25 protein-coding genes are annotated in these 25,004 nt (G+C 71.1%); 9 read left to right on the top strand and 16 right to left on the bottom strand.

Annotated features, from left to right (window positions below; translation table 11 throughout):
- Nucleotides 1–498: 498 nt before the first annotated feature.
- From QSK25_RS18870 to QSK25_RS18855, 4 genes are read right to left on the bottom strand one after another with little or no spacing between them, the layout of a single operon-like run.
- Nucleotides 499–2,022, bottom strand: a complete 1,524-nt coding sequence (locus QSK25_RS18870) for an ATP-binding cassette domain-containing protein (protein WP_285639868.1) — start codon at nucleotides 2,020–2,022, stop codon at nucleotides 499–501.
- A gap of 4 nt (nucleotides 2,023–2,026) precedes the next feature.
- Nucleotides 2,027–2,875: an ABC transporter permease gene (locus tag QSK25_RS18865; protein ID WP_285639867.1), complete on the bottom strand. Its 849-nt coding sequence runs from the start codon at nucleotides 2,873–2,875 to the stop codon at nucleotides 2,027–2,029.
- Nucleotides 2,872–3,777 carry an ABC transporter permease gene (locus QSK25_RS18860; RefSeq protein WP_502881873.1) on the bottom strand — a complete coding sequence of 302 codons (906 nt, stop codon included), beginning with the start codon at nucleotides 3,775–3,777 and terminating at the stop codon, nucleotides 2,872–2,874. Before QSK25_RS18860 ends, QSK25_RS18865 begins: the two co-directional genes overlap by 4 nt.
- Before the next feature lie 45 nt (nucleotides 3,778–3,822).
- The gene (locus QSK25_RS18855; RefSeq protein WP_285639865.1) at nucleotides 3,823–5,538 is read right to left on the bottom strand and encodes an ABC transporter substrate-binding protein; all 1,716 of its coding nucleotides are present in this window, start codon (nucleotides 5,536–5,538) and stop codon (nucleotides 3,823–3,825) included.
- A gap of 83 nt (nucleotides 5,539–5,621) precedes the next feature.
- On the opposite strand from QSK25_RS18855, the gene QSK25_RS18850 reads away from it, so the two are divergent.
- Together QSK25_RS18850 and QSK25_RS18845 are read left to right on the top strand one after the other, a co-directional pair.
- Nucleotides 5,622–6,449: a M55 family metallopeptidase gene (locus tag QSK25_RS18850; RefSeq protein WP_285639864.1), complete on the top strand. Its 828-nt coding sequence runs from the start codon at nucleotides 5,622–5,624 to the stop codon at nucleotides 6,447–6,449.
- Nucleotides 6,450–6,494: 45 nt separating this feature from the next.
- The gene (locus QSK25_RS18845) at nucleotides 6,495–7,787 is read left to right on the top strand and encodes a M20/M25/M40 family metallo-hydrolase (RefSeq protein ID WP_285639863.1); all 1,293 of its coding nucleotides are present in this window, start codon (nucleotides 6,495–6,497) and stop codon (nucleotides 7,785–7,787) included.
- A gap of 69 nt (nucleotides 7,788–7,856) precedes the next feature.
- Here the strand turns inward: QSK25_RS18845 and QSK25_RS18840 are convergent, their stop codons facing one another.
- Both QSK25_RS18840 and QSK25_RS18835 read right to left on the bottom strand, forming a co-directional pair.
- Entirely contained in the window at nucleotides 7,857–8,432 is a 576-nt protein-coding gene (locus QSK25_RS18840; RefSeq protein WP_285639862.1) for a pyridoxamine 5'-phosphate oxidase family protein, read from the bottom strand.
- On the bottom strand, nucleotides 8,425–9,351 hold the full coding sequence (locus tag QSK25_RS18835) for a helix-turn-helix transcriptional regulator (RefSeq protein ID WP_285639861.1): 927 nt from the start codon (nucleotides 9,349–9,351) through the stop codon (nucleotides 8,425–8,427). The genes QSK25_RS18840 and QSK25_RS18835 overlap by 8 nt, the downstream gene beginning before the upstream one ends.
- A 62-nt stretch (nucleotides 9,352–9,413) precedes the next feature.
- Here QSK25_RS18835 and QSK25_RS18830 point away from each other — a divergent pair, with 62 nt between their 5' ends.
- Nucleotides 9,414–10,502: an epoxide hydrolase family protein gene (locus QSK25_RS18830; RefSeq protein WP_285639859.1), complete on the top strand. Its 1,089-nt coding sequence runs from the start codon at nucleotides 9,414–9,416 to the stop codon at nucleotides 10,500–10,502.
- Nucleotides 10,503–10,653: 151 nt separating this feature from the next.
- Here QSK25_RS18830 and QSK25_RS18825 read toward each other — a convergent pair whose 3' ends face one another.
- Together QSK25_RS18825 and QSK25_RS18820 are read right to left on the bottom strand one after the other, a co-directional pair.
- Nucleotides 10,654–11,232, bottom strand: a complete 579-nt coding sequence (locus QSK25_RS18825; RefSeq protein WP_285639858.1) for a DinB family protein — start codon at nucleotides 11,230–11,232, stop codon at nucleotides 10,654–10,656.
- A gap of 58 nt (nucleotides 11,233–11,290) precedes the next feature.
- Nucleotides 11,291–12,010: a class I SAM-dependent methyltransferase gene (locus tag QSK25_RS18820; protein WP_285639856.1), complete on the bottom strand. Its 720-nt coding sequence runs from the start codon at nucleotides 12,008–12,010 to the stop codon at nucleotides 11,291–11,293.
- Between the two features lie 104 nt (nucleotides 12,011–12,114).
- Between QSK25_RS18820 and QSK25_RS18815 the strand changes: the two genes are divergently transcribed.
- Entirely contained in the window at nucleotides 12,115–13,776 is a 1,662-nt protein-coding gene (locus QSK25_RS18815) for a M14 family metallopeptidase (RefSeq protein WP_285639854.1), read from the top strand.
- Nucleotides 13,777–13,788: 12 nt separating this feature from the next.
- Here QSK25_RS18815 and QSK25_RS18810 read toward each other — a convergent pair whose 3' ends face one another.
- Entirely contained in the window at nucleotides 13,789–15,000 is a 1,212-nt protein-coding gene (locus tag QSK25_RS18810) for an FAD-dependent monooxygenase (protein WP_285639852.1), read from the bottom strand.
- An 85-nt stretch (nucleotides 15,001–15,085) separates the two neighbouring features.
- Between QSK25_RS18810 and QSK25_RS18805 the strand changes: the two genes are divergently transcribed.
- The 3 genes from QSK25_RS18805 (at nucleotide 15,086) to QSK25_RS18795 (ending at nucleotide 17,301) form a co-directional block, all read left to right on the top strand.
- On the top strand, nucleotides 15,086–15,625 hold the full coding sequence (locus QSK25_RS18805) for a TetR/AcrR family transcriptional regulator (RefSeq protein ID WP_285639851.1): 540 nt from the start codon (nucleotides 15,086–15,088) through the stop codon (nucleotides 15,623–15,625).
- 1 nt (nucleotide 15,626) lies between these two features.
- Complete coding sequence (locus QSK25_RS18800) at nucleotides 15,627–16,133, top strand: hypothetical protein (RefSeq protein WP_285639850.1); 507 nt, start codon at nucleotides 15,627–15,629, stop codon at nucleotides 16,131–16,133.
- Nucleotides 16,134–16,227: 94 nt separating this feature from the next.
- Complete coding sequence (locus QSK25_RS18795) at nucleotides 16,228–17,301, top strand: alpha/beta fold hydrolase (RefSeq protein WP_285639849.1); 1,074 nt, start codon at nucleotides 16,228–16,230, stop codon at nucleotides 17,299–17,301.
- 70 nt (nucleotides 17,302–17,371) lie between these two features.
- Here the strand turns inward: QSK25_RS18795 and QSK25_RS18790 are convergent, their stop codons facing one another.
- The 4 genes from QSK25_RS18790 to QSK25_RS18775 all read right to left on the bottom strand — a co-directional run bounded on the left by QSK25_RS18790 (nucleotide 17,372) and on the right by QSK25_RS18775 (nucleotide 20,320).
- Nucleotides 17,372–17,938, bottom strand: a complete 567-nt coding sequence (locus QSK25_RS18790; protein WP_285639846.1) for a TetR/AcrR family transcriptional regulator — start codon at nucleotides 17,936–17,938, stop codon at nucleotides 17,372–17,374.
- A complete protein-coding gene (locus QSK25_RS18785; RefSeq protein WP_285639845.1) occupies nucleotides 17,935–19,023 on the bottom strand; it encodes an agmatine deiminase family protein in 1,089 nt (362 codons plus the stop codon). Before QSK25_RS18785 ends, QSK25_RS18790 begins: the two co-directional genes overlap by 4 nt.
- Before the next feature lie 82 nt (nucleotides 19,024–19,105).
- Complete coding sequence (locus QSK25_RS18780; RefSeq protein WP_285639844.1) at nucleotides 19,106–19,894, bottom strand: pentapeptide repeat-containing protein; 789 nt, start codon at nucleotides 19,892–19,894, stop codon at nucleotides 19,106–19,108.
- Between the two features lie 6 nt (nucleotides 19,895–19,900).
- Nucleotides 19,901–20,320 (bottom strand): winged helix-turn-helix domain-containing protein, encoded by a 420-nt coding sequence (locus tag QSK25_RS18775; RefSeq protein WP_285639843.1) that lies wholly within the window; start codon nucleotides 20,318–20,320, stop codon nucleotides 19,901–19,903.
- A 44-nt stretch (nucleotides 20,321–20,364) separates the two neighbouring features.
- On the opposite strand from QSK25_RS18775, the gene def reads away from it, so the two are divergent.
- Entirely contained in the window at nucleotides 20,365–20,949 is a 585-nt protein-coding gene (gene def, locus QSK25_RS18770; RefSeq protein WP_285639842.1) for a peptide deformylase, read from the top strand.
- Here def and QSK25_RS18765 read toward each other — a convergent pair.
- Nucleotides 20,889–22,130: a coiled-coil domain-containing protein gene (locus QSK25_RS18765; RefSeq protein ID WP_285639841.1), complete on the bottom strand. Its 1,242-nt coding sequence runs from the start codon at nucleotides 22,128–22,130 to the stop codon at nucleotides 20,889–20,891. The genes def and QSK25_RS18765 overlap by 61 nt on opposite strands.
- Nucleotides 22,131–22,247: 117 nt before the next feature.
- Complete coding sequence (locus QSK25_RS18760; protein ID WP_285639840.1) at nucleotides 22,248–23,507, bottom strand: ArgE/DapE family deacylase; 1,260 nt, start codon at nucleotides 23,505–23,507, stop codon at nucleotides 22,248–22,250.
- A gap of 103 nt (nucleotides 23,508–23,610) precedes the next feature.
- On the opposite strand from QSK25_RS18760, the gene QSK25_RS18755 reads away from it, so the two are divergent.
- Nucleotides 23,611–24,048, top strand: a complete 438-nt coding sequence (locus QSK25_RS18755) for an Lrp/AsnC family transcriptional regulator (RefSeq protein WP_285639839.1) — start codon at nucleotides 23,611–23,613, stop codon at nucleotides 24,046–24,048.
- On the opposite strand, the gene QSK25_RS18750 is transcribed toward QSK25_RS18755, so the two are convergent.
- Complete coding sequence (locus QSK25_RS18750) at nucleotides 24,049–24,951, bottom strand: helix-turn-helix transcriptional regulator (RefSeq protein WP_502881868.1); 903 nt, start codon at nucleotides 24,949–24,951, stop codon at nucleotides 24,049–24,051.
- Between the last annotated feature and the right edge of the window lie 53 nt (nucleotides 24,952–25,004).

The raw sequence follows: 25,004 nt of genomic DNA, 5'->3' as shown, positions 1-25,004 counted from the left end.
CAGGGCGCGGGCCACCAGGGGTAAGGCGATCAGCGGGTCCGGGCACGACATCGCCAGGCCGATCACCGCGACCCCGACCATGTCCTCGCCGCGGTCGAACGCCGCGTCGACCTCCTCGGGCCGGCAGACACCCATCAGCGCCGCGTAGTCGTGCCAGTCCACGCCCTCGCCGCGCATCGCCCGGTCCAGCAGGAACCGCTGCCGCCCGTCCGAGCGTTCACCGGTGCGTTCCCAGTCCGCGGCCAGGTACCGCCACACCGCCGCGGTGTCCGCGCGGGAGGTCGAGGCCAGGATCCGGCACAGCTCCCGCACGTGCCCGGGCTCGCTGGCCTGCGCGAGCTCGGCCAGCACCCCGGGCGGGCGGCCCAGGTCGTGCCACGCCAGCCTCGCCAGCGTCGGCACCTCGCCCACGTCCACCCAGCCGTCGGCCCCGCCCCGCCCGATCTCGGCAGGCGTCAGCGAGGCCCGGCGCCGGGCGTGTTCGATCGGGATCACCCTCTAGACCCGCGGCACCGCACGCACCAGCGCGCGCGTGTAGTCGTGAGAGGGGGTGAGGAGGACTTCTTCGACTGAGCCTTGTTCCACGATTTTCCCCTGATGCATCACCGCGACCCGGTCGGCGATCTGCCACGCCAGCCCTAGGTCGTGCGTGATGATCAATGAAGCAAGGCCCAGTTCGGTCCGCAACCGGAGCAGCAGCGCCACGATCTCCCCGCGCACCGAGGCGTCCAGCGACGCGACGGGCTCGTCGGCCACCAGCAGCCGGGGGCCGAGCACCAGGGCTCCGGCGATCACCACCCGCTGCTGCTGACCCCCGGACAGCTCGTGTGGCAGGGCGTCCAGGTACAGGCTCGCCGGACGTAGTTCCGCGCGTTCCACAGCGGCCGTGACCAGCGCTTCCTCGTCCTCGCGCAGCCCGTGCACGCGCAGGGCCTCGGCCACCGCGTCGAACACCCGGTGCCGCGGGTTCAGCGCGCTGGAAGGATCTTGGAGCACCAGCTGCACCTGCCGCCGCACCGCCTTGAGCGCCCTGCCGCCGCGGGGCACCTCCGACCCGTCGAAGATCACCCGACCGGAGGACGGCGTTCGCAACCCCATTATGGTGCGAGCCAGTGTCGTTTTGCCGGAGCCGGACTGACCGACCAGCGCCACGATCTCGCCGTGCCCGACCGTCAGATCCACCCCGTCCACCGCGCGGGTGCGGCCGTAGTTGACCCTCAGGTCCCGCACCTGCAGCAACGGCGGCGGGGTGGGGCGCGGGTCGGCCCAGCGGTGCGCCGGGTCGCCGATCACCGGGAACGCCGCCGTCAACGCCGCCGTGTGCGGGTGGCGCGGGTTCGCGATCACCTCACGAGTGCGGCCTCGTTCCACGATCTCGCCCGCCTGCATCACCGCGAGGTCGTCACACGTCTCGGCGAGCACCGACAGGTCGTGGCTGATCATCAGCAGTCCGAGGTCCTGCTCGGCGACCAGGCGCTGGAGCACGGCGAGCACCTGGGCCTGCACCACGACGTCGAGCGCGGTCGTGGGTTCGTCGGCGATGACCAGTCGCGGCCCGCACGCCAGCGCCATCGCGATCATGACCCGTTGCTTCTGCCCGCCCGACAGCTCGTGCGGGTACGCCCGCGCCTTGTCCCCGGGCAGTTCGACCTGGTCGAGGAGGTCGGCGACGCTGCCGGTCGTGCCGTGCAGGCGGATCGGCTCGGCGATCTGGTCGCCGACGCGGTGCACGGGGTTGAGCGAGTGCATCGCGCCCTGGAACACCACCGACGCCGACGCCCACCGCACCGCCCGCAGCCGGCCCCACGCCATCGTGCGCACGTCCTCGCCGTCGAGCAGGATCTCCCCGTCGACCCGTGCGGTCTTGGGCAGCAGCCGCAGCACCGACATCGCCAGCGTCGACTTGCCCGAGCCCGACTCGCCCGCCAGCCCCAGCGTCTGACCGGGTGCCAGTGTCAGGTCCACGTCGTGCACGACGCGCTTGTGCCCGTAGTGGACGGTCAGGTTCTTCAGTTCCAGCACCGGGTCACCTCTTCGGCGTCACAACGGCTTCGAGCGCCCGCCCGACGAGCGTGAACGCCAGCACCACGGCCACAATCGCGAGCCCCGGCGGCAGCAGGTACCACCACGCCCGCTGCGGCACGGCCCCGTGCAGCTGGGCCTGGTGCAGCAGCGCGCCCCACGAGATCCGCGTCGGATCGCCCAGCCCGAGGAACGCCAGCGTCGACTCCGCCACGATCGCCGAGGCCACCGCGAGGGTCGTGTTCACCAGCACCAGCGGCACCACCGACGGCAGCACGTGCCGCCCGATCACGTGCGCGTGCCCGCCCCCGAGCGCCCGCGCGCGTTCCACGAACGGCCTCGCCTCGATCGCCAGGGTCTGCGCCCGCACCATCCGCGCCGTCGACGGCCAGCTCGTCAGGCCGATGGCCAGCACGATCGTGCCCAGCCCGCGCGGCAGCACCGTCGACAGCGCGATCGCCAGCACCAGCGCGGGCAGCACCAGGAAGAAGTCCGTGACCCGCAGCAACGCGCCCGCGAGCCAGCCGCCGAAGTGCCCGCTCAGGACCCCCACCAGGGTGCCGATGCCGACCGCCAGCACCGCCGCGGACAGCCCGACGAGCAACGACGTCCCGGCTCCCTGCGCCATCAGCAGCGCCACCGACCGTCCGGCGTGATCGGTGCCCAGCCAGTGATCCGCGCCGGGACCCTGCCACGCCGCCGCCGTCACGCGCGTGACGTCGAGCGTCTCGTCGCTGATGAACAACGGCGCCAGCGCCGCGAGCACCCCGGCCGCCACCAGCACGGCGGCACCGGCGACCCCGGCGCGGTGGCTCAGCAACCTCGCCACCCCGGGCCTGCTCACCACGCTCATCCGACCCTCACCCGTGGATCCAGCACACCGTGCAGCAGGTCGGCCAGCAGGTTCATCACCACGACCGCGCCCGCCGTCACCACCAGCAGCCCCTGCAACAGGAAGTAGTCGGGCCCGGTGAGCGCGTCGTAGAACAGCAACCCCAGCCCCGGCCACGAGAACACCGTCTCCGTCGTGATCGCCCCCGCCACCACCAGCCCGAACCGCAGGAACACCAGCGTGATCGCCGGCAGCACCGCGTTGGGCACCGCGTGCCGGGTGCGCACCAGGTCGTCGCGCAACCCCTTCGCCCGCGCGGTCGTGAGGTAGGGGGCGTGCATCTCCTGCAGCAACGACGAGCGCATCACCAGCACGTACTCCGCGCACACCACCGCGACCAGCGTGATCGACGGCAGCACCAGGTGGTGCCCGACGTCGAGGGCCTGCGAGACGAAGTCCGGTGCCGTGTCGGTGTCGCGCATGCCCCGCGACGGGAACAGGTCGCCGGTCACCACCATCAGCAGCATGCCGAGCCAGAACGTCGGCACCGCCCACAACGTCAGCGACACCCCCGTGGTGACCCGGTCGAACGCCGAGTCGCGCCGCCACGCCGCCCGCACCCCGAGCCACAACCCCAGCAGCACCGCGATCAGCGTCGAGGTACCCACCAGCAGCAGCGTCGGGCCCAGGCGTTCGAGGATCACCTCCGCCACCGGCCGGCGGAACGTGAACGACGTGCCCAGATCACCGTGCAGCAGCGAGGTGAGGTAGCTCCAGAACTGCTCGTGCAGCGGACGGTCCAGGCCGAACTGCGCGCGCAGCTCGGCCTGCAGCGCCTCGGTGCTCGGGCGGCCGCGCGTCATCGACACCACGGGATCGCCGGGCACCACCCGGAACAGGAAGAAACCCAGCACCGCGACCATCAGCAGGCTGAGCGCGGCACCACCGAACCGACCGGCCAGACGCACCTACTCGCGCTCCCCCGCCGTGGCCCGGCGGCGCCGGGCCGCCAGGACGACCAGCGCCGCCACGACCGCGATCGCGCCACCGGCCAGCGCGAACCCGGTCCAGCCCGTGCCCGCCACCGCGGCCCGCTCGGCCGGTTCAGCGCCGTAGTAACCCCACATGCCGTTCTGCGCCATGATCACGCCGCCCTGCGCGGGCTGGGTCGTGAACCTCGCGAAGTGGTCCGAGCGGTAGCCCTCCAGCGCGTTGTCGTAGGCGAGCACCACCGCGGGCACCTGGTCGTAGAAGCGGGCCTGCATCTGCTTGACGATCTCCACCCGCTTGGCCTCGTCGAACTCCGAGAGCTGCTGGGCGTAGAGCCTGTCGTAGGCCTCGTCGCAGAAGTAGGTGTCGGTGGTGCCGCCCTTGCCGTCCGCGCCGGGACGTTGCGCGCAGGTGTGCAGGCCCAGCACGAAGTCCGGGTCGATGTTGGTCGCCCAGCCCGAGAACGCCAGGTCGTAGGTCGCCGCCGTGGTCGCCTCGTTGAGCTGGTTGTCCGAGACCAGCCGCACGTCCAGCGCGATGCCGATGTCGCTCATCGACCGCTTCAGGTACTCGCTGGCCTGCTCGTCGTAGGCACGGCCCGCGCGGCCGACCAGCCGCAGCCCGAACCGGGTGCCGTCCGCGCCACGCGGGTAGCCGGCGGCGTCGAGGGCGGCGTTCGCGGCGGCCGGGTCGAACCTGCGCAGCTCCTTGTCCGACGGCTGCCAGTGCCACTTGCCGAACACCGGCGGCACCAGCCCGGCGCCCTTCTCCGCGTAGCCGAGGTTCACCCGCGCCACCAACGCGTCCAGGTCGATCCCCTGAGCGATCGCACGCCGCACCGCGACGTTCCTGAGCGCCGGGTTGCCGTCGCCGATCGGTTCACCGGTGCGGGTCTGCGCGCCGGGGTTGATCATCAGTTCGGTGAAGCGGCGGCCCTGCGCCTTGTTGCGCGTGACGCCCGTCTTGCCCTCCAGCGAGTCGAACTGGGCGGGGGCCATGCGGTTGACCAGGTCGACCTCGCCCTTGCCCAGCGCCTGCACGGCGGCGTCGGAGTTCTGGAAGTACACGAAGTGCAGCTCGTCGTACTTCGGCGCGCCCCGCCAGTACTGCCGGTTGGCCTTGAGCTTGATGAACTGCCCGGCGACGTGTTCGGTCAGCACGAACGGACCCGACCCGACGACCGGCATCTGGTCGTTGGCGTGGTCCTTGACGCTGCCGACCTTCTCCCACACGTGCTTCGGCACGATCGGCACGTCCAGTGCCAGCATCGTGACCTGCGGCGTCTTCGTGCGGATGACGACCGTGCGGTCATCGGGCGCGGTGACGTCCTGGAAGTTCGCGACGAAGCTGCCGTTCGCGGTGCGCGCGACCTCGTCGGTCATCATCAGCCGGTAGGTGAACGCGACGTCGTGGGCGGTGATCGCCTGGCCGTCGGACCACTTCTTGCCCTCGGGGACGGTGAAGGTCCAGGTGAGCTTGTCGGCCGAGGGCTCCCACCGGTTCGCCAGGCCCTCGGTCACCGTCTGGTCGGCGGCCGCGTAGGCGGTGAGGTAGTCGTACATGAGCCGGCCGATCTCCGTGCTCGACTGGAACACCGCGAGGAACGGGTTCATCGAGTCGATCTGCTGCACGATCGCGACCTTGAGAATCACCGGCTGCTGCGCCGCCACCGGTGTCGCCACGAGCCCCAACATCGTTGAAACAGCAAGCAACGCGCACAACTTCACCCGCACGAAAACCCCTTCTCCCCAGCAGCCCACCGCTAACTTACCGAGATGTGCGGATCATGATCTCGGCAGACATGGAAGGCGCCACCGGAGTCACCTGGACCGGGGACGTCGTCCCCGGAACGGAGCAGTGGCAACGGTTTCGGCGCCTGTTCACAGCAGACGTCAACGCCTGCGTCACCGGCCTGGAAGCGGGCGGGGCGAAACAGGTCGTCGTCAACGAAGCGCATTCCTCACAACGCAACCTGCTGCTCGAAGACCTCCACCACTCCGCACGCCTGCTCACCGGCCGGCACAAACCGTTGTCGATGATGCAAGGTATCGACTCCGAAGTGGACGGAGTGGTTTTTCTCGGCTACCACACCGGTGCCGGCGCGCGCGGCGTGCTGTCCCACACCTACCTCGAGAACTCGATCACCGGCGTGTGGCTCGACGGCGTGCACGCCTCCGAGGGCCGTCTCAACGCGGCCCTGGCCGCCGAGCACGGCGTTCCGGTGCTGCTCGTGACCGGTGACGACCTCACCTGCGCCGACGCCGCCGGGTACGCGCCGGACGCCGTCACGGTCGCGGTCAAGGAGTGCGTGTCGCGCTACGCCGCCGTGTGCCTGCCCCCGGCGGTGACTTCTTCACACATCACAGAGGCGTCACTTTCGTCCATGTCCCTGGCGGGCCGAACGGCGCAGTCAGTCGCGCCGCACCGCATCGAGATCGAGTTCGACGCCACCCACCTCGCCGACGCCGCCGCGATCGTGCCCACCGTCGAGCAGGTGGGCGAACGGCGCGTGGGCTTCGACGCCGCGTCCATGACCGAGGCCATGAAGGCGTTCAAGGTCGTCACCCACATCGCCGCCGCCGCGATCGAGGACCTCTACGGCTGAGGCCTGCGCCGATTCCACCTCGGAGGTCCGGATACGGTGGGAATCATGGCGTTGGACGTCGCACAGGTGTGCGCAGACCTGATCCGCTTCGACACCACCAACCGCGGTGGCGGCGACAGCGCGGGCGAACGCGGGGCCGCCGAGCACGTCGCCGCCCTGCTGCAGGACAGCGGTGTGCCGTCGACGTTGCTCGAACCGGCCCCGCGCCGCGCCAACGTCCTCGCGCGGGTACCGGGCACCGACCCGTCGCTGCCCGCGGTGCTGGTCCAGGCACACCTCGACGTCGTGCCCGCCGACGCCGCCGAGTGGAGCTTCGACCCGTTCGGCGGGGAGATCCGCGACGGGTTCGTGCACGGCCGCGGCGCCGTGGACATGAAGGACATGGCCGCCATGACGCTCACGGTGCTCAGCCGCTGGCACGCCGAGGGCCGCCGGCCGCGCCGCGACGTCGTGCTGGCGTTCGTCGCCGACGAGGAGGACCAGGGCGTGTACGGGGCGCACTGGCTCGTCGAACACCACGCCGCCCACTTCGCCGGGGTGCAGGCCGCGATCAGCGAGTCCGGCGCGTTCTCCTACGACGTCGGCGGCGTACGGCTCTACCCGGTCGGCACCGCCGAGCGCGGCACCTCGCACGTGAAGCTCACCGCCACCGGCCGCGCCGGGCACGGATCGCGCCGCAACGACAGCAACGCGGTGACCGCGCTGGTCACGACCCTGGCGCGGATCGCCGCGCACGAACACCCGGTGCGGCTGACCCCGACCGTGGAGGCGTTCCTCGTGGGCGCGGGCAAGGCGCTGGGCGTGGAGGTGGACCTCGACGACGTCGACGGCACCCTCACCCGCCTCGGCCCGGCGGCGAAGCTGGTCGAGAACACCGTGCGCTGCTCGACGACGCCGACCATGCTGCAGGCCGGGTACAAGGTCAACGTCATCCCCGGCACCGCGACCGCCCAGCTCGACGTCCGCACCCTGCCCGGCACCGTCGACGAACTCGTCGCCACCCTCGACTCGCTGCTCGCCCCCGGCGTCACCCGCGAGTTCCTCGAGCACCAGCCCCCGGTCGAGGCGCCGATCGACACGGCCTGGTTCACCGCCATGGCCGACGCGCTGCGCGACGAGGACCCCGCCGCGCACGTCCTGCCGTACTGCCTGGGCGGCGGCACCGACGCCAAGGCGTTCAGCCGGCTCGGCATCGCCTGCTACGGCTTCTCACCGCTGCGACTGCCCGAGGGCGGGGGCTACGACTACCGGGCGATGGCGCACGGCGTCGACGAACGCGTGCCCGTCGCCGGCCTGGAGTTCGGCGTGCGCGTGCTGGACCGCTTCCTGTCGAGCTGACCGGGCGCGCCACCAGCTCGGCGGACGGAGCCGCGCCGCCGTTCCCCGACACCGTCCCCGCAGAAGGTGTCAGCGAGGCGGAAGGGGCAGCTCCATCGCGGGCAGCCCGTCGATGCTCGCGATGTTGTACGGCTTGCGGCCGGTGTACTCGCGGAACTCCTCGTCGCTCTTGCGCCCGAAGTAGTCCGCGTGCAACTCGCGTTCGCCGCGGTAGTCCATGAACGGCACCGCGAACCCGCACGTGTCGCTGATCAGCTCCGCCGTCACCACGATCACCGCCCGCACCGCGGGCCCGTCCGCCTCACCGAATCCCGCCACCAGCCCGGCGAACCGAGGATCGTCGCGGAACACCGGCTCACCCCGCCCGTGCACCCGCACGATGGTCGGCGGCCCGTCGAACGCACACCACATGAGCGTGATCCGGCCGTTCTCCCGCAGGTGCGCGACCGTCTCGGCGTGACTGCCGCCGAAGTCCAGGTACGCCACCGTGCGGTCGTCGAGGATCCGCAACGTGCCCTGCCGCCCCTTGGGCGAGAGGTTGACGTGCCCGTCCCCGGCCAGCGGAGCGCTCGCCACGAAGAACACCTTCTGCTTCTCGATGAACTCCCACAGCCGCGGCTCGATCCGCTCGTATTCCTTACCCATGCTCAGCAGTATCGATCGCCGCGCGGAACCTGTCAGCCGTCATTCCCAGGTGGCGGACCAGCTCGGGCGGCCCGTCCACGGTGAACGAGCACCCCAGCATCCCCAGGTAGACCGCCAGCGCCTCCGGCGTGTCCGCCCCCGCGGTCAACCGGCACTCCGCCTTACCGGTGGCCTCCACCAGCGCCGCCGGGACCTTCGCCGCCACCAGCTCGGCCGGCGCGTGCACCGTCACCGTCGCCCGGAACCGCCACGCCGCCGTGGCCAGCCCCTTCTCCAGGTGCGCCTGCACGTCCGGCAGCTCGCGCGGCGCGAACCGCGGCCCCGTCGGCACCCGCGGCCGCACCCGGTCGGCCCGGAACGTCCGCCAGTCCTGCCTGCCCACATCCCACGCCACCAGGTACCAGCGGCCCCGCGTGTGCACCAGCCGGTACGGCTCCACCTCACGCCGGTCGGCCTCGCCGTCGAACTTCACGTAGTCGAACCGCAGCCGCTCCCGCGCCCGGCACGCGGTCACGATCTGCACCGCCACCTCGGGATCGAGCTCGGCGGCCGTGCCGAGGGCGACCTCCTGCAACACGCTGACCCGGTGCCGCAACCGGCTCGGCAGCACCTGCTCCAGCTTGCCCAGCGCCCGCCGTGCCGTCTCCGAGTCCTGCCCGCTCAGGCTCAGCGCGACCGCCACCGCCTCTTCGTCGTCGAGCAGCAACGGCGGCAGCTTCGCCCCGGCCCCCAACCGGTACCCGCCCGCCACACCGGGCGTCGCGTGCACCGGGTACCCCAGCGACCGCAGCCGTTCCACGTCGTTGCGCACCGTCCGCGTCGTCACCCCGAGGCGTTCGGAGAGCTCGCGCCCCGTCCAGTCCCGCGTGGCCTGCAGCAACGACAACAACCTCAACAGCCGGGCCGACGTCTCCACCATGCCGTTGATTCTCTCCCGAAACGCGGAACGAACCTTTCCGCAATCGTTCCTACCTTGGTCCCATGAACCCCTTCCGCGTGAGCATCCCCGAAGCCGACCTCGCCGACCTGCGCCACCGCCTGCACGCCACCCGCTGGCCCGCGCAGTCCGGCATCGGCGGCTGGAGCAGGGGCGTCCCGGTCGACGACCTGCGCGCCCTGGCCGGCTACTGGGCCGACGGGTTCGACTGGCGCGCCGTGGAAGCCGCCCTCAACGCGTTCCCGCAGCACACCACCGAGATCGACGGCCAGCGGATCCACTTCGCCCACGTCCGCAGCCCCCGCGAGGACGCCCTGCCGCTGCTGCTCGTGCACGGCTGGCCCTCGACGTTCGCCGAGTACGCGGCCGTGCTGCCCGACCTGGCCCGCGACCACCACCTCGTGGTGCCGTCCATCCCCGGCTTCGGCTTCTCCACCCCGGTCACCGGCGCCTGGGACATCACCCGCACCGCCGCCGCCTTCACCACCCTCATGGCCGGCCTGGGCTACGACCGCTACGGCATCCAGGCCGGGGACGTGGGAGCGGGCATCGCCGGAGCCATGAGCCGGCTGACCCCGGCCGTCACCGCCATCCACCTCAACGGCACCAGCGCCCACCCGTTCGGCGGCCCGGTCCCGCTCGACGGCCTCACCGGCGTCGAACTCACCAGGGCCGAACGCTTCAACGACTTCGTCGCCACCGGCCTCGGCTACCTGCAGCTCATGTCCACCAAGCCGTGGACCATCGGCGCGAGCCTCACCGACTCACCCGTCGGCCTGCTCGCCTGGATGTACGAGAAGTTCCACGCCTGGAGCACCACCGTCGACCGCGACGCCCTGCTCACCGCCGTGTCGATCCACTGGTTCACCGGCAGCGGCGCCACCGCCGCGGAGTTCGTCTACGAGTCCATGAACGCCCCCGGCGCCTGGGGACCCACCCCGGCCCCCACCGGATTCGCCACCTTCGCCGCCGACAACGGCATCCGCACGCTGCTCGACCCGGCCCACGAGATCGCCCACTGGACCGAGTACGACCGGGGCGGCCACTTCCCGGCCATCGAGGTCCCCGACCTGTACGCCGCCGACGTCCGCACCTACTTCGCCACCCACCACCCGGCGCCCGCGCACGCCTGACCGCCCGCGCCGGTGTGCCGGGACGCTCCTGGGGGTGCGTCCCGGCACACCGGGTCCCAGGCCCGGCTTCGCGACGCCACACCGGTCCCAGGGTCCGGCGTCGCGAAAGCCGGTCAGGCCTGCTGGCGCGTCCCGGGCGAGACGTCCGCCGTCAGGCCCGGCCCGACGCCCGCACCGCCTCCTGCTCCACCCGAGCCCGGTACGCCGCCCAGTCCTGCTCCGGCAGGTTCGAGTTCCCCGACCGCAACCCGGCCACCCCGTCGAGCCCCTCCCGCAGGATGTCCGCGTGCCCGGCGTGCCGGTTCACCTCGGCGATCTCGTGCACCAGCATCAGGTGCAACGTCACGTACCGCCGTTCCTCCGGCCACCACGGCACCACCCCCGGCGCGTCCAGCGGCAACTCCTCGATGCTCGAGTCCGCGAACGCCGTCGCCCGCGCGAAGAACCCCAGCACGTCCTCACGCGTCTCCGCGGCGGTCGCGAACATGTCCGAGTTCGGGTCGGCGTCGAGGTCGAACGGCAGCTTCTCCGGGAACGGGCGCCCCAGGCACTCGCCGAAGTACCCCACCTCGACGCCCGCCAGGTGCTTGGCCAGGCCGAGCAGGTTCGTGCCCGTCGGCGTCAACGGGCGGCGCACGTCGTACTCCGACAGGCCGTCGAGCTTCCACAGGAACGACTCGCGCGCGGTCTTGAGGTAGCGGTGCAGAAAGGCTTTCGGGTCATCGGCCATGCCCTCACCCTGACAGAGCCCGGCTTCCGGCGTCGGCGATTTCCGTCGGCCGGGCGTCTCAGCCGCCCGTGGTCGTGAGCACCAGCAGATCCAGGTGGTCCACCACCGGACCGGACTCCACCGCGGCCGCCGCCAGCAACCGTTCCCGCCCCGCCGCGAACTCCTCCGCCGACAGCGACCGCAACAGGGTGTCCGCCTCCTGCCGCACCGTCGACGCCTTGTCCGCCAGCGACGTCGCCGTCACCTGGGGCACTGGCTCCAGCCGCTGCACCGCGAACCCCAGTCCCTCCGCGACCTCCTCCACCGAGGGAAAACCGGACAACGCCCGCACCGCCTCGGGGAAGAACCGGAACAACCCGATCCCCTCGTGCCGCTCCCGGAACAACGACCGCAACACCACCACCCCGCCCGGCCGCAGCACCCGCCGCAACTCCGCGCCCGCGGCCGGCAGGTCACGCACGTGGTGGATCACCGTCGACATCCACACCACGTCCACCGCACCCGCCTCCAGCGGCACCGCACAGGCGTCCCCGGCCAGCATCGGCAGGCCCGACGCCGCGCGCATGTCCGCCGACGGCTCCACCGCGATCACCGGCACGTCCGGGAACCACGACCCGAACGCCCGCACGAACAACCCGGTGCCGGCACCGAGGTCCAGCACCACCCGGCCCGGCGTCAGGTACGGCGCCACCGCGTCCCGCCACGACGACAACCCCTCGAGCGAAATCTCCCGGGCCACCCGGTAGGAACCCGCCTCCACTGCGTCGTATCGCGTCATCCCACCACATAACCCCATACGAATGGCGGGCTGACAGTGAGCCTTCACACGGACTAAACATCGAGAAGCCATGTCCCTGCCGTGGTACGAAAGGGTTGCCCTGCATGCGAAAGAGCCATCTCAGACCCCTGATCGGGGTCACCGTCGCCGCGAGCGTCGTGTTCGCCATGGGAGGCGTGCCCACCGGCGCGGCCCCGGACGCCTCGGAAACGTCGACGAACTACCAGGTCAGCAACGTTCGCACCGCTGAACAGCGCAGCAAGCTCGCGAAGTCGGGTGCCGCCATCGACTCGGTCGAGGAGCACGGCATCGTCGTGATCACCGCGACCGGCCGCGAGGTCAGGAACCTCAAGGCGCAAGGGTTCGAGGTCACCGAGCTGCCCAAGCGGATGGAGGCGAACTCGGCCATCGGCCCGTTCGACTTCCCCGCCGCGGACTCGAACTACCACAACTACGCCGAGATGACGACGGCGATCAACAACGCCGTCGCGGCGTACCCGAACCTGATCAGCAAGCAGGTCATCGGCAAGTCCTACGAGAACCGCGACATCGTGGCGCTCAAGATCAGCGACAACGTGGCCACCGACGAGGCCGAGCCGGAGGTGCTGTTCACGCACCACCAGCACGCCCGCGAGCACCTCACCGTCGAGATGGCGCTGTACCTGATCAACCAGTTCACCACCCAGTACGCGACCGACGCCCGCATCAAGGGCCTCGTCGACACCCGCGAGATCTGGATCATCCCGGACGTCAACCCCGACGGCGGCGAGTACGACATCGCCACCGGCAGCTACCGGTCGTGGCGCAAGAACCGCCAGCCCAACGCCGGGTCGTCCAACGTCGGCACCGACCTCAACCGCAACTGGAACTACAAGTGGGGCTGCTGCGGCGGTTCCTCCGGCAGCACCGGTTCCGACACCTACCGCGGCCCGAGCGCCGAGTCCGCGCCCGAGGTGAAGGTCGTGGCCGACTTCGTGCGCGGCCGCAACGTCGGCGGCAAGCAGCAGATCAGCGCGTCCATCGACTTCCACACCTACAGCGAGCTCATCCTGTGGCCGTGGGGCTGGACCTACGACGACGTCGCGCCGGGCCTGACCCAGGACCAGCGCGACACGTTCGCCACCATCGGCCAGTCGATGGCGCAGAGCAACGGCTACACGCCCGAGCAGTCCAGCGACCTCTACATCACCGACGGGTCCATCCCGGACTGGCTGTGGGGCACGCAGGGGATCTTCGCCTACACCTTCGAGATGTACCCCGGCAGCGCCGGTGGCGGCGGCTTCTACCCGCCCGACGAGGTCATCCCCGCGCAGACCTCGCGCAACAAGGAAGCCGTGCTGCAACTGCTCGAGCGCGCCGACTGCCCGTACGAGGCGATCGGCAAGGAAGCGCAGTACTGCGGCGTCGACCCGCCGGACCCCGGTGGCAAGTTCTTCGAGAACGCCGCGGACTTCCAGATCCTCGACAACACCACGATCAACTCGCCGATCACCGTGTCCGGCGTGGCGGGCAACGCCCCCGCCACCCTCAAGGTCGCCGTCGACATCAAGCACACCTACAAGGGCGACCTGAAGGTGGACCTGGTGGCGCCGGACGGCACCGTCTACGTCCTGCACAACCGTGCGGGCGGCAGCGCGGACAACATCCTGCAGACCTTCACCGTCAACGCCTCCAGCGAGGTCGCGAACGGCACCTGGAACCTGCGGGTGAACGACAACGCCAACCAGGACACCGGGTTCCTCGACAAGTGGAGCCTGCAGTTCTAGCGGGTTGAACGGTCAGGGCGCCGGTGTTCCGGCGCCCTGACGCCCGTAGTCGCGCACCGGGAACGAGTCGTGCATCCGCACGCCCTTGGAGTTCAGCTTCGCCAGCGGCCGCACCAGCCACGACGGCAGCGCCGTCACCACCTGCATGCCGCGCGTCAGTCCCCACACGCCGGCCTTCGTCGCCGGGATCAGCGTCTTGGCCACGCCCAGCGCGAACGCCCTGCTGTCGTGCACGATGCCGCGCATCTCGTGCTCGTAGCGCGCGAACGCCGCCGAGTGGTCGCCGGCGCGGGACAGCTCGCCCGCCAGCACGTACGCCCCCAGCACCGCGAGGCTCGTGCTGCCGCCGATGGCCGGGCCGGGGCAGTAGGCCGCGTCGCCCACCAGCGCCACCCGTCCCCGTGACCAGGTGTCCTCCCGCAGCTGCGTGATCGAGTCGAAGTAGAACGCCGCGCCGGAGTCCAGGAACGACAGCCACTCGTCGACCTGCGGGTGCAGCCCGGCGAACGCCGCGCGCAGCAACTCCTTCTGCCGCGCCACGTCGCGGTGGTGGTAGGAGAGTTCGGGCGAGCGGAACAGGAACACCGCCCGCGCGTCGTCGAGGTGCTCGGCCCCGTACACCGCCGCGCTGCGCCCCGGTCCGATGTGGCCGGTCATCGCCCCGGGAACACCTTCGTCGCGCGGCAGCGACAGCACCGCCAGGTAGGCGCCGGTGAACGACTTGGCGACCTCGCCGAACACCAGCCGCCGCACGTTCGAGTGCAGCCCGTCCGCGCCGACCACCAGGTCGAACCGCCGTGGCAGGCCCTTTTCGAACGTCACCTCGCCGTCGTCGCCGATCGCCGTGACCGAGTCGCCGAACACGTACTCGACGTCCTCGCGCGTGGCGTCGTGGTAGATCTCGCTCAGGTCGTCGCGCATGATCTCGACGTGCCGGTCCGACGCGGCCGCGAAGATCTTCGTGACGTCCCCGGTGATCGGCGTGCGCGTCCCCTCGCGCAGGAACGACAACCTCGTGGTCCCGGTCGCCAGCGACTCGACGCGCGGCAGCACGCCCATGCGTTCGGAGATGTCCATCGCGGGCTTGAACAGGTCGACCGCGTGCCCACCGGTCTTGCGCAGCACCGGCGAGCGCTCCACCACCGTCACCTCGTGCCCGTACCGCGTGAGCCAGAACGCGAGCACCGGACCGGCGACGCTGGCCCCGGAAACGAGTATCCGCACGTCACACCCCCTTACTTAACGGTTAGTAAGCAACCCGGCCGACTCTAGCACTGCAACTGACCGATCGTTAAGTAAGATTTCCGCCGTGGCCCGACAGTCCGACACCAAGCAGCGCATCCTGCAGACCGCCCGCGACCTGTTCGCGCGCCAGGGCGTGCAGCAGACCAGCCTGCAGGACATCGCCGAGAGCCTCGGCATCACCAAACCGGCGCTGTACTACCACTTCTCCTCACGCGAGGAGCTGGTCCGCAGCATCGTCACGCCGCTCATCGACGACGGCGAACGGTTCCTGGCCGCCACCGAGGCGCGCGCCGACGTCACCACGCGGGAGGTGCTGGAAGGGTTCTTCGACTTCCACCACCGCCACCGCAAGGACATGTTGCTGCTGCTCACCGAGCTGACCACGCTCGCCGAGCTCGGCCTGATCGACCTGGTGCTCGCCTGGCGCGCGCGGCTCACCCGGATCGTGTTCGGTCCCGACGCCACCTTCGAGCAGCAGACCCGCGCGGTGCTCACGTTCGGCGGCATGCAGGACTGCACCATGCAGTTCCCCGACGCCCCGGTCGAGGAACTGCGCCAGGCCACCATCACGGCCGCGTTCGCGGCCCTGGGGATCGAGGACTGACGTGCCCGCTGATCTCGCCCGCCTGCAGGACGTCCTCGCCGCCTTCCCGCCGGGCCTCGCCTACCCGATGTCCGAACTGCGCTACGACCCGTCGCGGCACTTCTTCGACTGGCCCGCGATCGAAACCGCCCTGGGCAGCGCCCTGCCGTCGGACTACAAGCGCCTGGTCGACGGCTACGGCCACCTCGCCCTCGCCGGCATCTTCCTGGTGTCGCCCGACGACGTGCCGGGCGAGCACGCCGTGCAGGCAGAGGGCATCCGCGAGTTCACGACCCGCCCGCTGTTCCCCGAGCCCGGCGGCCTGCTGCTGTGCGCCACCACCGAGGGACGTGCCGTCGTATGGTGGGACACCGCGGACCCGGACCCCGACCGCTGGACGATCGTGTGGGACACCGAGTACCAGGAACAGACCTTCGACGGCACCCTCACCCAGCTGCTCGTCGCCGACCTCACCGGAGCGCTCGACGACGGCCTGACGGCGTTCGAGGTGAACGAGGAGAAGGCCTGACCGGTCAGGCGCTCGCGCGCACGAGCTATGGCCTGTCTCAAAAGCCGCCGTTCGGTCGCTGTTGATCGCCGCCGCGAAGGACGAACATCACGCGATGGCCCTTCGCCGCGCCTGGGTCCCGCCGCCGGCCCCCACCGCCGTCGCCCTGCCGCTCGCCCTCGCCGCCGCACCGCGGTACGGCGAGCAGAGCCGGCTGCCCGGCCTGGTGATCATCGCCACGCTGCTGGCCGCCGCGGTCACCGCCATAGGATTCGCCCACACCTTCGTGTCCACCGCCGTGCCGCTGTTGCTCGCGGTGGTGTCCGCACCGCTCGTTGACCAGATGAGAACGGACTCTCGAAACCGCTCTCGGCCGTTCGGAGCGCGGGGTAGGGTCCGGAAACCGATTACCGCCGGGAGAGACATGCGCGCCGTCGAGATCAGACCTGGGGTCCGGATCCGCTGGGTCGAAGTGCCGGGAGCCTCACCCGCACGCGTCTACCTGCACGGACTGGGCGCCTCGTCGGCTCCCTACTACGCGGAAGCCGTCGCGCACCCGCTGCTGGCAGGCCGCCGCAGCCTCATGGTGGACATGCTGGGCTTCGGCATCAGCGACCGTCCCAGCGGGTTCGCCTACTCGCTGGAAGGCCACGCCGACGCCCTCGCCGTCGCCCTCGCCAAGATCGGCCTGCGGCGCAGCGAGATCATCGGCCACAGCATGGGCGGCGCCGTCGCCATCGTGCTCGCCGCCCGCCACCCCGAGATGGTGCGGTCGCTCGTCCTCGTCGACCCCAACATCGACCCCACCACCCCGTCGCTGGGCGCCCCCGGCAGCCGGGGCATCGCCGCCTACGGCGAGGCCGACTTCCTCAGCCACGGCTTCGACCGCGTCCTGCGCGACGTGGGCCCGCACTGGGCCGCCACCATGCGCATGGCGGGCCGCGAAGCCCTCTACCGCAGCGCCGTCGACCTCGTCCGCGGCACCTCGCCGACGATGCGCAAGCTGTTGCTGGAACTGGAGATCCCGCGCGTCTTCCTGCACCCCGAGGACGCACCGCCCAGCGGCGGCCGCGAACTCGCCGGTGCCGGCGTCCAGCTCGTCTCCGTGCCCAACACCGGCCACAACATCATGATCGACAACGTCGAGGGCTTCGCGCGCGCCGTCGCCCAGCAACGCCTCGCCGTCTGACACACCCGCAGCACGATGCCGGCGAGCCTCGACACGCCGTCGAGCTCGTCGGTCGCCGTGAACGCCACCCTCACGCCCCGTCCAGCTCCCGGGCGATCGCACCGGACAGCAGTTCACGCGCCCGGTCCACGGTCAGCGTCCCGCTGTGCCACCGTTCGCTGAGCCCCTCGACGAGCGCGGTGAGCCGTTCCGCGACGGCCCCCGCGTCCACGTCCGTACGCACCTGGCCCACCAGGGCCGCCACGTCGTCGTTCCACGCCTCGGTCGCCGTGCGCAACGGCGCCCGCAGCTCCTCGTGGAACGCGGCGCTCGCCCGCAGCTCACCCCACGCGACGCTGGTCTCGCGCACCCGGTCGTCGTCGCGCAGCTCGCCCAGCAGCATCTGCTCGACCTGCTCGCGCGGAACGTCGGAACGGGTTTCCTCGCTGGTGTAGGCGAGGGCGCGGTGGTTCACGTGCTCCAGCGCGGCCCGCAGGATCCCGGCGCGGTCCTTGAAGTGGTAGTAGATCAACGCCGTCGACACCCCGGCCTCGGCCGCGAGCTTCTCCACCCGCAGGCCGCGCACACCGTCCTGCGCGATCACCCGCACCGCGGCTTCGAGCATCTGGGTCCTGCGGTCCGACACTGGAGTCCTCACCTGGGTTCTTGTTGCGTGGTGCAGTGGATGCCGCCACCGCCCGACGCGATGGCGTCGATGTTGATCTGCACCACCGTACGTCCGGGGAACAGCCGCTCCATCGTCGCCTTCGCCGCCGCGTCCGTCCGCGCGTCCCCGAACTCGGGTCCGACGACCGCGCCGTTGCACACGTAGAAGTTGATGTACCCGGCCGCGAAGTCGTCGTCGCGCACCCGCGTCTGCTCCGGTCCCTCCAGCACCTCGACCCGGAGCGGCCGGCCCGCCGCGTCCGTCGCACCCCGCAGGATCTCCAGGTGCCGGCGCGTGACGTCGTAGTCGAACGACTCGGGGTCGTTGTCCAGTCCCGCCACCACGACGCCCGGTCCGGCGAAGCGCGCGTAGAAGTCCGTGTGGCCGTCGGTGATGTCCTTGCCGGCGATGCCCGGCAGCCAGATCACCTTCCGGATGCCGAGCAGGTGGGCGAGTTCCTCCTCGACGTCGGACTTCCTCCAGCCGCGGTTGCGGTTGCCGTTGAGCACGCAGCTCTCGGTGATGATCGCCGTGCCCTGCCCGTCGACCTCCAGCGCGCCACCCTCCAGCACCAGGTCCGTGCGCACGTGCTCGGCCCCGGCCTGACCGGCGACGAAGCCCGCGACCCTCTTGTCCCGGCCGTGCTGCTGCTTGCCGCCCCAGCCGTTGAAGTTGAAGTCCACCGCGCCCCCGTCGCGCACGAACACCGGCCCGGTGTCGCGCACCCACAGGTCGTCGAGCTCGGCGGTCACCAACTCGACACCGGGCATCAGCGGCCGGGCGGCCTCCAGGTCCTCGGCCCGCACCAGCACCGAAACCGGTTCGAACCGGGCGATCGTGGTGGCGATCCGCGCCTGGTCCGCCCGCACCCGCGGCAGGTCCCGTCCCCAGATCCGGTCGCTCGCCGCGAACGCCATCCACGTCCGGCGGTGCGGCTCGCCCTCCTCGGGCATCACCCACCGCCTCGTGTCGTTGCTCGCCTTGGACACGGTGTCTCCGCTCGTCCCACTCGCGCAGCCGGCGAGCACACCGCTGATGGCCGCGGCCGCCGCCTGCACGAAGTTGCGCCTGTTCATACACCCCACGGTATTCCTGACTGAAATTTCAGTCAAACCGAAATCGCAGGTCGAACCCGTGTGGGTGTCGGGTGGTGGTCGTCTAGCGGCGCCGGGCGGGCTGGGCCGCCCAGTGCGCGGGACGGGTCAACGCCTCGGGCAGCTTCGTCCTCGCGTCGCCCCGCGCGGCGTTGACCTGCGGCTGGGTCAGGAACAGGCAGGTGCCCAGGTCCGCTCCCGACAGGTCGGCCCCGCGCAGGTCCGCGCCGATCATGTCCGCCCGCGACAGGTCCGAGCCGGTGAGATCGGCACCGATCAGGTACGCACCGCGGAAGTCGGCGCTCGCGAGGTTCTTGTTGCGCAGCCGCGCGCCGATCAGGTCCGCGCCCCGGTAGGACTTCGCGCTGGTCCGCAGCCGTTCGCTGGTGCGCAGCAGCAGGACGTTGACCTTCGCGCGGATCTCGGCGACGTCGAGCGCCAGGATGGCGTCGGGGTCGGCGACGGTGTGCCGTTCCACCTCGGCGAACGCCTCGGCCAGGTCGTCGTGCGGGTCCAGCCGGTGCGCCTGGTCGAGGTAGAACAGCAGCTCGTGCAACTGCCTGACCACGGGGAACACCGCGAACATCTGCTCGCGCCCGGCGGTGCGCCAGTCCGTGCCGGCGAAGACCGTCTGCGACACCCGCTGACCGGCACCGAAGCAGTCGTAGACCGTGCAGCCCGGATACCCGCTCTGCCGCAACTTGTCGTGGATGCCGCACCGGTGATCGGCCAGCAGGTTGCGGCACGGCGTACCGGCGTCCTTGGTGGCGGCGAAGTCGGCCGACTTGGCGAACGGCAGCGCCACACAGCACAACCCGAAGCAGTTGGCGCAGTCGCCCTTCAGCTGAGACATCGCCGCTCAGCCTACTGGGTCGCCGCCTACCGGATCGCCGCTGCGCAACCGGACCTCCGCCGTCACCGCCACCGCGTCCGCCGGCCGCGTGCCCCGATCCCGGTACCGGAACAACAACCGCTGGATCGACGCCCCGATCTCCGCCATCTCCCGCGGCGTCACGTGGATGAGCGCGCTGAACCCCTCGTCAGCCGGCACCTCGTCCTCGGTCTCCCACCGCAGCTGCCACGGCCGCGCTTTCCCGCCCTGGTGCGGAGCCTCCTCGATGAGCCCCAGATCGGCGAGTTGCCGCAGGTGGAACGAGCACAACCCGGAACTCTGCCCGAGCAGCGCGGCGGCCTGCGTCGAAGTCAGCGTGCCGCGCTCAGCCAGCAGGTCGAGCAACGCCACGCGCACGGGATGGTCGGGAAGCGGCCGTCGAGACATGCCCGACACCCTACCGCTTTGCAAAGACTGCTACTTTGCAAAGCATGTCCGAGGTTCTCCGCGGCACCCCGCGCCGCATCACCGTCGTAGGTGAGGAAGTCCTGGCCCGCCGCTGCCGCGAGGTCACCGAGTTCGGCAGCGCCGAACTCGACCAGCTCATCGACGACATGGTCGCGACGAACTGGGTCGCCGAGGGCGCCGCGATCGCCGCCAACCAGGTGGGCGTCGACCTGCAGCTGTTCGTGTGGGACATGACCGACGAACGCGGCACCCACCACCGAGGCCACATCTGCAACCCGGTCCTCGACGACCTGGCCGCCGACCAGCGCACACTCCTCGAGGAACCCGAGGGCTGCCTGTCCGTGCCGGGCCCGTACCGCACGGTGGCCCGCCCTGACCGCGCGGTCGTGCGCGGTCAGGACAAGAACGGCGAGCCCCTCGTCGTCGAGGGCACCGGCTACTTCGCCCGCTGCCTGCACCACGAGACCGATCACCTTTATGGCCGTCTCTACCTGGACCGCCTCACCACCCGCGAACGCAAGTCGGCACTGCGCGAGATGACCGTCTCTCAGGACGAGGTCTTCGCGCGCCGGGCAGCCCGGAGCTCCTCACTGGCCTCGTCCAGCTGACGTTCCGCCCGCTCGGCCCGGGTCAACGTCTGCGCCCGTGCGTCCTCCACCACGGCCAACGTCTGCCGCACTGCGGCCACCTGCTCCGCCGCCTCCTGCCGAGCCCGCTCCAATCGCACCTCGAACTCGGCCCGTGACCGCTCCAACTCGGCCTTCGCGTCGCCGGCGGCCTGCTCGGCCCGTTCCGCCCGCACCACGGCCAGATCCCGGGCCTTGGCGGCCCGGCTGACGGTGTCCGCCGCTTCCTGCCGCGCCTGCTGGGCGGCGTGAACGGCCTCGGCCGCCTCGGCTTTGGACTGGTCAGCGATGGTCTGGGCCTCGCTGCGCACCCGCTCGAGCTCCTGCGCGGCCGCACTGCGCGCCTGCTCGATTTCAGCGGTGGCGTGCGCTTGGGCTTCCTCCACCTGCCGTGCTGCGCTCGCCCGCGCCTCGTCCAGTTGCTGGGCGGTCTCGCCCCGCACGCGTTCCACCTCCTCGGCCGCCGAGACCCGTGCCTGCTCGATCTCCTTGGCCGCCTGCCGCCGAGCCTGCTCCGCGTGCTTCACCGCGTCGTCCTTGGCCTGCTCGGCCTCGGCCCGGATCTCCTCGACCACAGCGGCCGCCTGCACCCGCACCTCGGCGATCGCCGCCTCCGCCGACTCCCGCGCGGCCCGAGCCGCCGCCAGCGCCTCGTCCCTCTCGGTCAGCGCCCGGTCCGCGGCCCCGTCGGCTTCCTCCGCCGCCCGCACCGCTTGCTCGGTCATCTCCTCGGCTGCCTTGCGCGCCTGTTCCGCGTCGTGCCGGCGCCGTTCCGCCGCGGCCAGGTCCGCCTGGGCCTCCGCCACCCGGCGGGCCGCCTCGGCCTCGGCCGCCTGGATCTGGCTCTCCGCGACGCTCGGGTCCGCCATCGCGTTCAGTTCGCTGACGGCCCGTCCGAGGGTCTGGGTCATCTGCTCGGACAGCACCCGGAACCGGTCGAGGAGCTCTTCGGCCCTGATCTTGGCGGTACCGGAGACCCTCGGGAGATTCGTCACGGTGACGACCTCCAGGTTTTGTTCGGGGGTCTCGGCCAGCCGCTGCCGTTCCCGCCACGCCCGCCAGCGCGTGTGCTCGGGCAGGTCGCAGTACTCCGAGGGCCTGCCGGGCCCGCCACCTCGAAAAACGGGGCGTTCGCAGCCCGGGAAGTTACAGCTCGTCTCCACCCGCATATCGTAGCAGAATTACGTGTGCACTAACGTTATCAAACGCAACGCTACTCAATGGGGCGGGAGAATGCTGGCCGCCGATAAGTGAACGTTATCGGCGGCCAGAAACACCGGTCAGCGAGAGCCGACGCAACGTAATGCGGTGAGGACCAGGGCACGGGCGACCGTGACGACCTCGCTCAGAAAAACGTGCTCCTGGGGACCGTGGGCGAACCGGACCTCACCGGGCCCGTACTGGAGCGTCGGAATGCCCTCCCCCGCGTACAGCCTCAGATCGCTGCCGTAGGGAGCCCCGCGCAAAGCAGGAGGTGAAGTCCGTGTGATGTCAGCGTGCGCCTCACCGACCAGAGCCGCGAGCGGATGACCGACCGGCAGCCGTCCGCTCGCGAACTGACCACCGGGCCACGTCACGACCGCGGGGTGCTCGCGCAGCCACGGATCACCGGCACACGCCTCGGCCACGCAGGCCTCCAGCGACGCACGGGCCTGCGCCGGGTCCTCCCCCAGCGCCACGCCGAGCCGTCCCTCGGCCACCAGCAGGTCCGGCACGCTGCTCGCCCAGTCACCGGCCTGCACCGTGCCCACCGACAACGGGTACGCCACCGGGTAGTCGGCCAGCAGCGGATCGACCTCGACGTTGCGACGCGCCTCCAGCCGGGCGAGAGCGGCGTGGATCGGCAGGTAGGCGTCGATGGCGCTGACGCCCGCGTACCGGGTGCTGCCGTGCGTGGCCCGGCCGGGCACCTCGACGCGGAACGTGAGCGCGCCGGCGTTGGCGACCATGAGCGCGCCGCTGGTCGGCTCGGTGATGACGCAGCAGTCACCGGTGTGCCCGCGCCGCAAGGTCCCGAACGCCCCGAGCCCACCGTCTTCTTCGCTGACCACGAAGTGCGCGGACACCTTGCCGCGCAACGGAACCGAGCGCAGCGCCTGCAGTGCGACGAGGATCGCCACCACACCCGCCTTCATGTCGCACGCCCCGCGCCCGTGCACAGCACCGCCCTCGACGCGCGGCCGGAACGGATCACCCCGCCACTGCGCGAGGTCACCAGCGGGCACGACGTCGACGTGTCCCTGCAGGATCAGCGTCGGCCCGTCGTCACCACCACGGGTGCCGACCAACCCCCACGCCTCGGTGCGCGGCGCCTCGCCGCCGGGGAAGTCCGGGTGCGCCCGCAGCGCCTCCAGGTCCATCGACCACAGGTCGACGTCCAGATCGAGCTGTCCCAACCGCCCGGCCAGCACGTGCTGCAGATCGGACTCCGCCGCACTGCCCGTCACGCTCGGCACCCGCAGCAGGTCCAGCAGCAGCGGTCCGATCGCCGCCTCGTCCACCGCCGCGAGCGCGGCCGCCTCGACATCGTTGATGGTCACCAGCCGGACACTAGGTACGCCCGGCCACGCCAACAATCGCCATCAACGGCGTTCAACAGCGAAAACTTTGCAAAGAACAGCCTGCTGTGGCAGATCTTTGCGTATGGACTCCATCGACGAGGCGATCATCCGCTGCGTGCTCCGCGACGCCCGTGCCACCTACGCCGAGATCGGCAAGGAGGCGGGCCTGTCCCCGTCAGCCGCGAAGAGACGCCTCGACCGCCTGGTCACGACCGGTGCCATCCGCGGCTTCAGCGCCGTGGTCGACCCGCAGGCGATGGCGTGGCGCACCGAGGCGTTCGTCGAGGTCTACTGCAAGGGCAACCCGACCCCGGCCGCGCTCACCAAGGCGTTGCACGACATCCCCGAGGTCGTCGAGGCGTGCACGGTCTCCGGCGCCGCCGACGCGATGCTCTACCTGCTAGCCCGCGACATCCCGCACCTCGAGCAGGCGATCCAACGGGTCCGCTCGGCGCCCCTCATCGACCGCACCGAAAGCGCCATCGTGCTGTCCAGACTCCTGACCCGCCCTCGCCTGTGATCACGGCCGGGAGTTCGCCCGCTCCACCAGCCGCCGCGCACTCTCCACGACGAGGTCGCGCAGCTCGTCAGGCCTTTCGATCACGAACGGCAGGTCGAGCAGCGCGAGCACGCCCGGCAGCCAGTCGAGCCGTTCCACCCGCATCTCCACGTGCGACCACCCGTCGTCGCCCGGCTCCACCACCGCGACGCTCGCAGGCAGTCGGGCGCGGATCTGCGCGACGGTCCCCTGGATCCGCAGCGTCACCTCGTGCCGGTGCGGAGCGGTCGCGAACCCGGCCAGCAGGCGTTCGGCCGCGTCAAACTGCTCAGGCGGCTCGAACGAACCCGGCAACGTCCGCACCGAGGCGATCCGGTCCAGCCGGAACGTCCGCTCCTCGCCGAGGCCCGGATCGATGCCGGTGACGTACCACTTCCCGGCGTGCGCGACGAGCCCGTGCGCGTGCAACGCCCGTTCGCCGGAGGGGTAGCGGATCGACACCGGCCGGTGGTGCGTCACCGCGTCGGCGAGCGCGAGCAGCACCGCAGCCTCGGGAGCACTGGCCGTGCCGGGCGAGGTGAACGCCAGCGCGCTCAGCAGGGCGTCGAGCCGTTCGCCCAGCCGCGGGGGCAACACCCGGCGGATCTTCGCGGCCGCGGTCTCGCTCGCCGTGCCCGTCACGGGCGCCAGCGCGACCAGCACCGCCAGCGCCTCGTCGTCGCTCAGCATCAACGGCGGCATCCGGTACCCGGCCACGAGCCGATAACCACCGTGCCGCCCGCGCACGGACTCGACCGGAACGTCGAGGTCGAGCAGGTGGCCGACGTACCGGCGAACGGTCCGTTCGTCCACGTCCAGCCGCGAGGCGAGCTCGGCGACCGTCCGCACACCGCCGGATTGGAGCAGCTCCAAGAGCGAGAGCACACGTGCTATCGGCCGGGTCACATCGAGAAGTATCCCGCAAATACCGGGCGGGT

It is taken from the genome of Lentzea sp. NBRC 102530 (assembly GCF_030269365.1).
Taxonomy (GTDB): domain Bacteria; phylum Actinomycetota; class Actinomycetes; order Mycobacteriales; family Pseudonocardiaceae; genus Lentzea.
The sequence above is the reverse complement of the archived record's forward strand: the minus strand, read 5'-3'. Positions and strand labels throughout refer to the sequence as shown.

What these genes read in the sequence shown, in the direction of transcription:
- QSK25_RS18865 (WP_285639867.1), bottom strand. Translation starts at nt 2,875, where the DNA reads ATGAGCGTGGTGAGCAGGCCCGGGGTGGCGAGGTTGCTGAGCCACCGC.
- QSK25_RS18860 (WP_502881873.1), bottom strand. Translation starts at nt 3,777, where the DNA reads ATGGTCGCGGTGCTGGGTTTCTTCCTGTTCCGGGTGGTGCCCGGCGAT.
- QSK25_RS18855 (WP_285639865.1), bottom strand. Translation starts at nt 5,538, where the DNA reads ATGTTGGGGCTCGTGGCGACACCGGTGGCGGCGCAGCAGCCGGTGATT.
- QSK25_RS18845 (WP_285639863.1), top strand. Translation starts at nt 6,495, where the DNA reads ATGGCGTTGGACGTCGCACAGGTGTGCGCAGACCTGATCCGCTTCGAC.
- QSK25_RS18840 (WP_285639862.1), bottom strand. Translation starts at nt 8,432, where the DNA reads ATGGGTAAGGAATACGAGCGGATCGAGCCGCGGCTGTGGGAGTTCATC.
- QSK25_RS18835 (WP_285639861.1), bottom strand. Translation starts at nt 9,351, where the DNA reads ATGGTGGAGACGTCGGCCCGGCTGTTGAGGTTGTTGTCGTTGCTGCAG.
- QSK25_RS18830 (WP_285639859.1), top strand. Translation starts at nt 9,414, where the DNA reads ATGAACCCCTTCCGCGTGAGCATCCCCGAAGCCGACCTCGCCGACCTG.
- QSK25_RS18825 (WP_285639858.1), bottom strand. Translation starts at nt 11,232, where the DNA reads ATGGCCGATGACCCGAAAGCCTTTCTGCACCGCTACCTCAAGACCGCG.
- QSK25_RS18820 (WP_285639856.1), bottom strand. Translation starts at nt 12,010, where the DNA reads ATGACGCGATACGACGCAGTGGAGGCGGGTTCCTACCGGGTGGCCCGG.
- QSK25_RS18815 (WP_285639854.1), top strand. Translation starts at nt 12,115, where the DNA reads ATGCGAAAGAGCCATCTCAGACCCCTGATCGGGGTCACCGTCGCCGCG.
- QSK25_RS18795 (WP_285639849.1), top strand. Translation starts at nt 16,228, where the DNA reads ATGGCCCTTCGCCGCGCCTGGGTCCCGCCGCCGGCCCCCACCGCCGTC.
- QSK25_RS18785 (WP_285639845.1), bottom strand. Translation starts at nt 19,023, where the DNA reads ATGAACAGGCGCAACTTCGTGCAGGCGGCGGCCGCGGCCATCAGCGGT.
- QSK25_RS18780 (WP_285639844.1), bottom strand. Translation starts at nt 19,894, where the DNA reads ATGTCTCAGCTGAAGGGCGACTGCGCCAACTGCTTCGGGTTGTGCTGT.
- QSK25_RS18775 (WP_285639843.1), bottom strand. Translation starts at nt 20,320, where the DNA reads ATGTCTCGACGGCCGCTTCCCGACCATCCCGTGCGCGTGGCGTTGCTC.
- def (WP_285639842.1), top strand. Translation starts at nt 20,365, where the DNA reads ATGTCCGAGGTTCTCCGCGGCACCCCGCGCCGCATCACCGTCGTAGGT.
- QSK25_RS18755 (WP_285639839.1), top strand. Translation starts at nt 23,611, where the DNA reads ATGGACTCCATCGACGAGGCGATCATCCGCTGCGTGCTCCGCGACGCC.